Genomic DNA, 7,534 nt, shown 5'->3' with positions numbered 1-7,534 from the left:
GCCGCGCCCCGTCGAAGGGCGCGGCCGGCCGTGTCGTCGCAGGTCAGCGCGGTTATCCCAGGCAATCAACGCATTTCGGGCCCGATGATCACGATTCGGTCACGGAGTGCGGCGAAGGCGTCAGCCGGCCTGTGCGGCGTACTCGTCGGCCGTCAGCAGGGCGCCGCGGGAGGTCACGTCCACCTTGAAGAGCCAGCCCGCGCCGAACGGGTCGGAGTTCACCACGGCCGGGTCGTCCACGGCCGACTGGTTGACCTCGACGACGGTGCCGCTCACCGGCGAGTACAGCTCCGAGACGGACTTGGTGGACTCGATCTCGCCGACGACGGCGCCCGCCTCGATCGTCGCGCCCACCTCGGGGAGCTCGAGGTAGACGACGTCGCCCAGCGCGTCGGCGGCGACGGACGTGACGCCGATCGTGGCGGGCGACGCATCGTCCACCCACTCGTGCTCGGCGGAGTAGCGGAGGTTCTCGGGGAAGTCGGCCATGGGGACTGCTCCTTCGGGGGTTCTGCGTGCTGGACGGCGGTCGGGCTCAGAGCGAGGTCAGGACGATCGTCCTACGACCGCTTGTAAAAGGGCAGCGGCACGACGACGAAGGGCTCGGCGCGCCCGCGCACGTCGACGGCCAGCTCGGTGCCCTCGGCGGACACCTCGGGCGTCACGTACGCCATCGCGACCGGGTAACCGAGCGTCGGCGACGGCGCGCCGGACGTCACATGACCGACGACGGCACCCACCGCGCCGTCGAGGCCGCGCTGCACGACGTCGTACCCCGCGCGGGCGGGGCGGCGGCCCTCCCCGCGCAGGCCGACGAGGACGCGCGCCGGAGCGCTCTGGGCGCGCGCCGCGAGGGCGTCGCGGCCCACGAACGGCAGCGGTGCGCCGGCGGCGTCGGTCTTGTCGAGCTTCACGACGCGGCCGAGGCCCGCCTCGTACGGCGTGGTCGTCTGGTCGAGCTCGTGCCCGTAGAGCGGCATGCCCGCCTCGAGCCGCAGGGAGTCGCGCGCGGACAGGCCCGCGGGGACCAGGCCGCGCCCCTCCCCCGCCGCGAGCAGCGCCCGCCAGAGCTCCACGGCCCGGTCGGCCGGCACGAAGAGCTCGAACCCGTCCTCCCCCGTGTACCCGGTACGGGCCACGAGCACGCCGATCCCCGCGACCGTGGCCTCCGCGGAGGCGTAGTACCTCATGCCGCGCACCGTGTCGACGTCGCCGTCGGCGGTGAGCGACGCGACGATCTCCTCGGCCTGCGGGCCCTGCACCGCGACCAGGGCCGTCTCGGCCGAGCGGTCCGTGACGACCGTGTCGAAGCCGGCCGACCGTGCGACCAGCTCGGCCGCGACGCGCGGCGCGTTGCCCGCGTTCGCGACGACGAGGAAGTGCTCGTCCGCCAGGCGGTACACGATGAGGTCGTCGAGCACGGAGCCGTCCTCGGCGCAGATCATCGAGTACCGCGCCCGGCCGACACCGATCGCGCTCGCGTTGCCGACCAGCGCGGCGTCGAGCGCGGCGCCGGACCCGGCCCCCTCGAGGTGGATCTCCCCCATGTGCGACAGGTCGAACAGCCCCGCGGCCTCCCGCACCGCGCGGTGCTCCGCGAGGTCGGAGGTGTACCGCAGCGGCATCAGCCACCCGCCGAAGCCGGTGAGGCTGGCGCCCAGCGCGACGTGCTCGTCGTGCAGCGGCGTGGTCTTGTCCTGCTGGTCCTCGGCCATCGAGGCTCCCTTCGTGGTGCACGGTCGTCGCTGTGGGTGCGCTCGTGGCCCTCTTCGAGGCGAGAACTGGGCCACGAGCCCACCCACAACGGGTCAGTGGGTGGGGGCCGGCTCCGCGTAGGACTCCAGCGGCGGGCAGGCGCACACGAGGTTGCGGTCGCCCTTGGCCCCGTCGATGCGGCGCACGGGCGACCAGTACTTCGCCGCCCGCAGGCTCGGCACCGGGTAGGCGGCGAGCTCGCGGGAGTACGGGTGCGTCCACTCGTCGGCGACGACGCTCGCCGCGGTGTGCGGGGCGTGCCGCAGCGGGTTGTCGTCCACGGTCCACTCCCCCGCCGCGACCCGGTCGATCTCGCCGCGGATGGCGATCATGGCGTCGACGAAGCGGTCGAGCTCGGCCAGGTCCTCGCTCTCGGTGGGCTCCACCATGAGCGTGCCCGCCACCGGGAACGACATCGTCGGCGCGTGGAAGCCGTAGTCGATGAGGCGCTTGGCCACGTCCTCCGCGGTCACGCCGGTCTCGGCGGTCATCGGCCGCAGGTCGAGGATGCACTCGTGCGCCACCAGGCCGTTCTCGCCCGTGTAGAGCACCGGGAAGTACGGGTCCAGCCGCTTCGCGACGTAGTTGGCGGTGAGGACGGCGGCCTTCGACGCCTCCGTGAGCCCGTCCGGGCCCATCAGCGCCAGGTAGGCGTACGAGATCGGCAGGATGCCCGCCGACCCGTGCGGCGCCGCGCTCACCGGCGCGATGCCGTCCTGCGCGCCGACCCCCGGCGTCGGGTCCGCCGGCAGGAACGGCACCAGGTGCGCCGCCACCGCGACCGGGCCCACGCCCGGGCCGCCGCCGCCGTGCGGGATGCAGAACGTCTTGTGCAGGTTGAGGTGCGACACGTCGCCGCCGAACTCCCCCGGCCGCGCCAGACCGACCAGCGCGTTGAGGTTCGCCCCGTCGATGTACACCTGACCGCCTGCATCGTGTACAAGGTCGCAGACCTCGCGCACGTGCTCCTCGTAGACGCCGTGCGTCGACGGGTACGTGATCATGATCCCGGCCACCTGCGGCCCGTGCTGCGCCAGCTTCGACCGCAGGTCGTCCAGCTGGATCTCGCCGTCGTCCGCCGTCGCCACGACCACCACGCGCAGCCCCGCCAGCGCCGCGGACGCCGCGTTCGTGCCGTGCGCCGACGCCGGGATCAGCACGATGTCGCGGTGCTCCTCGCCCCGCGACCGGTGGTAGCCCTTGATCGCCAACAGCCCCGCGAACTCCCCCTGCGAGCCCGCGTTCGGCTGCACCGACACCCCCGCGTACCCCGTGATCTCCGCGAGCTGCGCCTCCAGCGTGGACACCAGCTCCGCGTACCCCAGCGCCTGGTCAGCGGGCACGTACGGGTGGATGTCCGCGAAGCCCGGCCAGCTGATGGCCTCCATCTCCGCCGTCGCGTTGAGCTTCATCGTGCACGAGCCCAGCGGGATCATCGTGCGGTCCAGCGCCAGGTCCTTGTCGCTGAGGGACCGCAGGTAGCGGAGCATCGAGGTCTCGCTGCGGTGGATGTGGAAGATGGGGTGCTGCAGGTACTGCGTCGTTCGGGTCACGGCCGCGGGGAGGTCGGAAACCCCTCGCGCGGACGCGTTCACGGGCGCCTGGGCGCCCTCCACTTCGGGAAGGTCTACGTCCGCGCGAGGGGTTTCCGACCTCCCCGCTCCCTGCACCGCGTCGGCGTTCGTCAGCACTCGCGTGAAGGCGGCGAGGACTGCACCGACGTCTGACTGTGTGGTGGTCTCGTCGCACGCGATCTGTACGTGGTCGGCGTCGGCCTTGTACAGGTTGTAGCCGGCGTCGGCGGCTGCGGCGACGACCTGCTGTGCGCGGCCGGGGACGACGGCGCGGACGGTGTCGAAGAAGACGTCGTGCTCGACCGTGACGCCCGCCGCGCGCAGGCCCGCCGCGACGGCGGCGGCGCGGGCGTGGGTGCGCTCCGCGATCGCGCGGAGGCCGTCGGGGCCGTGGTAGACGGCGTACATCGAGGCCACGATGGCGAGCAGCGCCTGGGCCGTGCAGATGTTGCTCGTGGCCTTCTCGCGGCGGATGTGCTGCTCGCGGGTGGCGAGCGCGAGGCGCAGGCCCGTGGCGCCGTCGGCGTCGGTCGAGACGCCGACCAGACGGCCGGGGAGCTGGCGCTCGAGGCCCTTGCGGACCGCCATGAAGGCGGCGTGCGGGCCGCCGTAGAACAGCGGGACGCCGAAGCGCTGCGCCGAGCCGACCGAGACGTCCGCGCCCAGCTCGCCGGGGGAGGTCAGCAGGGTGAGGGCCAGGAGGTCCGCGGCCACCGTGACCAGGGCGCCCCGTTCCTTGGCCTCCGCGACGACGCCGCGCGCGTCCAGCACGCGGCCGGACGCGCCGGCCTGCTGCACCACGACGCCCACCAGGTCGCCGTCGGGCAGGGTGCCGCCGGCGGCGACGAACGCGTCGAGCCCCGCCGCCAGGCCGTCGTCGAGCCGGACCACGACCACCGGCAGGCCGATGGCCTCCGCGCGGCCGCGCGTGACCGAGAGGCTCTGAGGGAACAGGTCGGCGTCGAGCACGACGTAGCCGCTCTTCGCGCGCGACGCGCGCCACATCAGCGCCACGGCCTCCGCGACGGCGGTGGCCTCGTCGAGCAGCGACGCGCCGGCGATCCCGAGGCCCGTGAGGTCCTCGACGGCCTGCTGGAAGTTGAGCAGCGCCTCGAGGCGACCCTGCGAGATCTCGGGCTGGTACGGCGTGTACGCCGTGTACCAGGCGGGCGACTCGAGCACGTTGCGGCGGATCACCGGGGGAGTGGTGGTGCCGTAGTAGCCCAGGCCGATCATCTGCCGCTTGACCTGGTTCTTCCCCGCGAGGTCGCGCAGGTGGGCGAGCACCTCGGCCTCCGAGCGGGCGGCCGGCAGGTCCAGCGGGCGGTCCGTGCGGATCGACGCGGGGACGGCGGCGTCCACCAGGGCGTCGAGGCTCGCGTGGCCGAGGGTCTCGAGCATCGCGGCGACCTCGCGGCCGCGCGGGCCCACGTGCCGGTCGGCGAAGACGTCGGGGTCGATGCCGAGGAGGGCGCCCGAGAGGTTCGCGGGCGAGTCGTCCGGGAGGGTGGTCACGTCGGAGCTCCGAGGGTCGGGCCGGGCAGGCGGGGACTGGCGGGTCCTCCCCGCTCTGTCATCGGACGCGCGCGCGTCGACCTGAGAGTTTTGCCGGTCCGCCATGGCGTCGTCGCAGACGTGACCTACGACGTCGACGGGGCGCGCCGACTTGCACCGTCGGTGGGCCCGCGCCGTCACGAGGACGGAGCAGGGCCGCTTTCCAGAGTTGCCTCGCCGTGACGGTACGGATGCCTGAGAGATTCCCGGGGAGGGTTGCTCCTTCGGCGCCGGCCGGCCACCTTGCGGGGCACGGCGCGAGCTCTCCCGTCGCGGTTCGAGCGGCTATGTGGCAACCGCACCCGGGGGTGCGGCCGCGTTGTGGGGCAGCCGGGGCTGCGGTGTGACGCGGCCGATCCTACCCGGCCTCGGTGCCCTCCCGGGCCTTGCGGGCGTCGCGGGCGCGCGTGCCGGTGGCGAACGCGCCCACGACCAGCACCGCGCCGGCGAGCAGCAGGTAGAGCGCCAGCAGCTGCGCCCCCGTCGCGACGTCCGAGCTGGGCCGCAGCAGCATGACCAGGCCGAGCACGATCCACAGCACCGCGTTGACGAGCTGCCAGTCCCACGACGTCGTGCGCAGCGCCCGCCCGCGCAGCGCGCCGATGACGCCGACCACGCCGGCCGCGCACGCCCACACCGCCACGACCAGGTACAGCACCGGGCCGCTCATGGACGGCCACACGATGATGAGGACGCCCGCGAGGAGGCTGACGACGCCCGCGATCAAGCGCCAGCTGATCTCGTCGCCCGCGCCCTGCGGGCGGCCCGACCGCTTGGTGGGGGCGCCCTCGACGGTGAGCAGCACACCCTGGGCGACGATCACCAGGCCGACGAGCCACCGCACCCAGACGAGCCCGCGGTCGGGGTTCGCGAACAGCACGATCCCGGCCACCAGGTACAGGAGCGCGCGCAGGTAGACCAGGCCCCAGAGGCGGCGCGCGACGCCGAAGGTCCGGTCGGACAGGGGAGCGGCCCCCGCACCCGACGACCCGCCCGAGCCCGACGTCGTGTCGCTCATGCTCGCGATGCTAGAAGCGGTGCCGCCGGGTCGCGCGCCGGGGACCTGCGGCGTCGCGCGCGAGGGCGACCGTCAGCCGAGCTCGAGGTCGCGGGTCACCTCGACCATCGCGTCGACGACGGCCCGCACGGCCGGGCCGGGCTCGTGCCGCGTGGCGCGGTGCCGCGCCACGATGCGGCGGGTGCCGAGACCGGCGAGACGCGCGACCTCGACGCCCTCCGGCACGTCCCCGCCCTGCAGCGCGAGCGCGGGAAGCATCGCCACGCCCTGGTTCGCCGCGACGAGCGAGAGCGCCGTGTCGAAGTCGAAGAAGGCGTGCCGCTGGCTGACGGTCGCGCCCAGCGTGCGGGCCAGGCGGCGCAGCGCGCGGTCGGACGCGGTGTCGGGCTCCGCGCCCACCCACTGCAGGTTCGCCAGGTCGTCGAGGCGTTCGGGCATGGGCAGGCCCGCGGGCACGACGACGCACCACGGCTCGTCGAGCAGCGGGACGTCGTGCACGCCGCGGGGGGCGGGGGAGTCCATGTCGGCGTCGCGCTCGAGCAGGATGACGTCGAGGTCGCCGGCGCGCAGCATCCGGATCGCCTCCGCCGGCTCGTGCTCGCGCACGTCCACCTCGACGGCGGGGTACTGCTCGGCCAGGTCCAGGAGCATCGGGGCGACGACGGCGCGGATGCCCGTCTGGAAGGCGCCCAGCACGACCTTGCCGCTCACCCCCTCGCCGAGCCCGGCGATCGCCTGCCGGGCCTCGAGCAGCTCGGCCTCGATCCGCTCGCCCGCCTCGGCCAGCACGCGGCCCGCGGGGGTGAGGGTGACGCCTCGCGGACCGCGGTCGAGGACGGCGATGCCCTCCTCGGCCTCGAGCCGGGCGATCTGCTGCGACACCGCGGACGGGGTGACATGCAGAAGGTCTGCTGCCGCGAGCACGCCCCCGGCGCGGTGCACGGCAAGGAGGAAGGCAAGTCTCCGTGGGTCTGTAGCCATGTAGAGATACTAACTGCCGGTCGGAGAAGGATTTGATTGTGCTGAACGCAGATCGTGCTGCAGAATCGTTTCGACGCCGGCCGGACTCTCCGGCTCCCGGTTCTCGGGGGCGGCGTCCCACACATCCTCAGTTCTTCCTTCCCGTGGCACACGTGTGCCACGCCGACCCCCCGGAGGTGCCCGTCATGACGATCTCCCTGCTGACCGTGATTACTGCCCTCGGGTGGGTCGGCGCCATCGCCGTCGTCCTCGCCTACGGCATGGTGAGCAAGGGCCGCTGGACGGCCGACGGCATCCAGTTCCAGCTGGCCAACTTCGCCGGCGCGGCCGTGATGCTCCTCATCGCGATCATGAACGGCATCTGGCCGTCCGCCCTCGCGAACGTCGCCGCCGTCATCATCGGCGCCTTCGCGATGCGCACCATCGCCCGCACGCGTCGCGCCGAGCGAGCCGCCGCCGCTCAGCTCGCCGCCGTCCAGGCGACCGGCGACCCGCACGCCGCGGCCGTCGTCGACGGCTCGGCGGACCCGACCGCCGGCGCCCTCGTCGCCGAGACCCTGCACGCCGAGACCCTGGACGCCGCACCCGTGGCCGAGGTCGCGGAGCTGCCGCGCCAGGAGCGCGTCGACCTCGCCGCCTGACGCGGGTCCGA

Annotated in this window: 6 protein-coding genes and 1 riboswitch; of the genes, 1 reads left to right on the top strand and 5 read right to left on the bottom strand. The window is 73.8% G+C overall.

Annotation, left to right across the window (positions count from 1 at the left end; all coding sequences use genetic code 11):
- Positions 1 to 120: 120 nt before the first annotated feature.
- The 5 genes from gcvH to ACFUVW_RS03460 form a co-directional block, all read right to left on the bottom strand.
- Positions 121 to 489 carry a glycine cleavage system protein GcvH gene (gcvH, locus tag ACFUVW_RS03480; protein WP_430569956.1) on the bottom strand — a complete coding sequence of 123 codons (369 nt, stop codon included), beginning with the start codon at positions 487 to 489 and terminating at the stop codon, positions 121 to 123.
- 71 nt (positions 490 to 560) lie between these two features.
- Positions 561 to 1,715 carry a glycine cleavage system aminomethyltransferase GcvT gene (gcvT, locus tag ACFUVW_RS03475; protein WP_430569955.1) on the bottom strand — a complete coding sequence of 385 codons (1,155 nt, stop codon included), beginning with the start codon at positions 1,713 to 1,715 and terminating at the stop codon, positions 561 to 563.
- A 93-nt stretch (positions 1,716 to 1,808) separates the two neighbouring features.
- Positions 1,809 to 4,730, bottom strand: a complete 2,922-nt coding sequence (gene gcvP / locus ACFUVW_RS03470) for an aminomethyl-transferring glycine dehydrogenase (RefSeq protein ID WP_430569958.1) — start codon at positions 4,728 to 4,730, stop codon at positions 1,809 to 1,811.
- A gap of 326 nt (positions 4,731 to 5,056) precedes the next feature.
- A riboswitch (glycine riboswitch) is annotated at positions 5,057 to 5,163 on the bottom strand.
- 78 nt (positions 5,164 to 5,241) lie between these two features.
- The gene (locus ACFUVW_RS03465) at positions 5,242 to 5,901 is read right to left on the bottom strand and encodes an HdeD family acid-resistance protein (RefSeq protein WP_430569954.1); all 660 of its coding nucleotides are present in this window, start codon (positions 5,899 to 5,901) and stop codon (positions 5,242 to 5,244) included.
- A gap of 72 nt (positions 5,902 to 5,973) precedes the next feature.
- Complete coding sequence (locus ACFUVW_RS03460) at positions 5,974 to 6,882, bottom strand: LysR family transcriptional regulator (RefSeq protein WP_430569953.1); 909 nt, start codon at positions 6,880 to 6,882, stop codon at positions 5,974 to 5,976.
- 185 nt (positions 6,883 to 7,067) lie between these two features.
- Between ACFUVW_RS03460 and ACFUVW_RS03455 the strand changes: the two genes are divergently transcribed.
- Positions 7,068 to 7,523, top strand: coding sequence for a hypothetical protein (locus tag ACFUVW_RS03455; RefSeq protein ID WP_430569952.1), 456 nt, complete (start codon positions 7,068 to 7,070; stop codon positions 7,521 to 7,523).
- Positions 7,524 to 7,534: the final 11 nt, after the last annotated feature.

The sequence above is a fragment of the Isoptericola sp. NPDC057391 genome (assembly GCF_042668085.1).
Lineage (GTDB): Bacteria > Actinomycetota > Actinomycetes > Actinomycetales > Cellulomonadaceae > Isoptericola.
The sequence above is the reverse complement of the archived record's forward strand: the minus strand, read 5'-3'. Positions and strand labels throughout refer to the sequence as shown.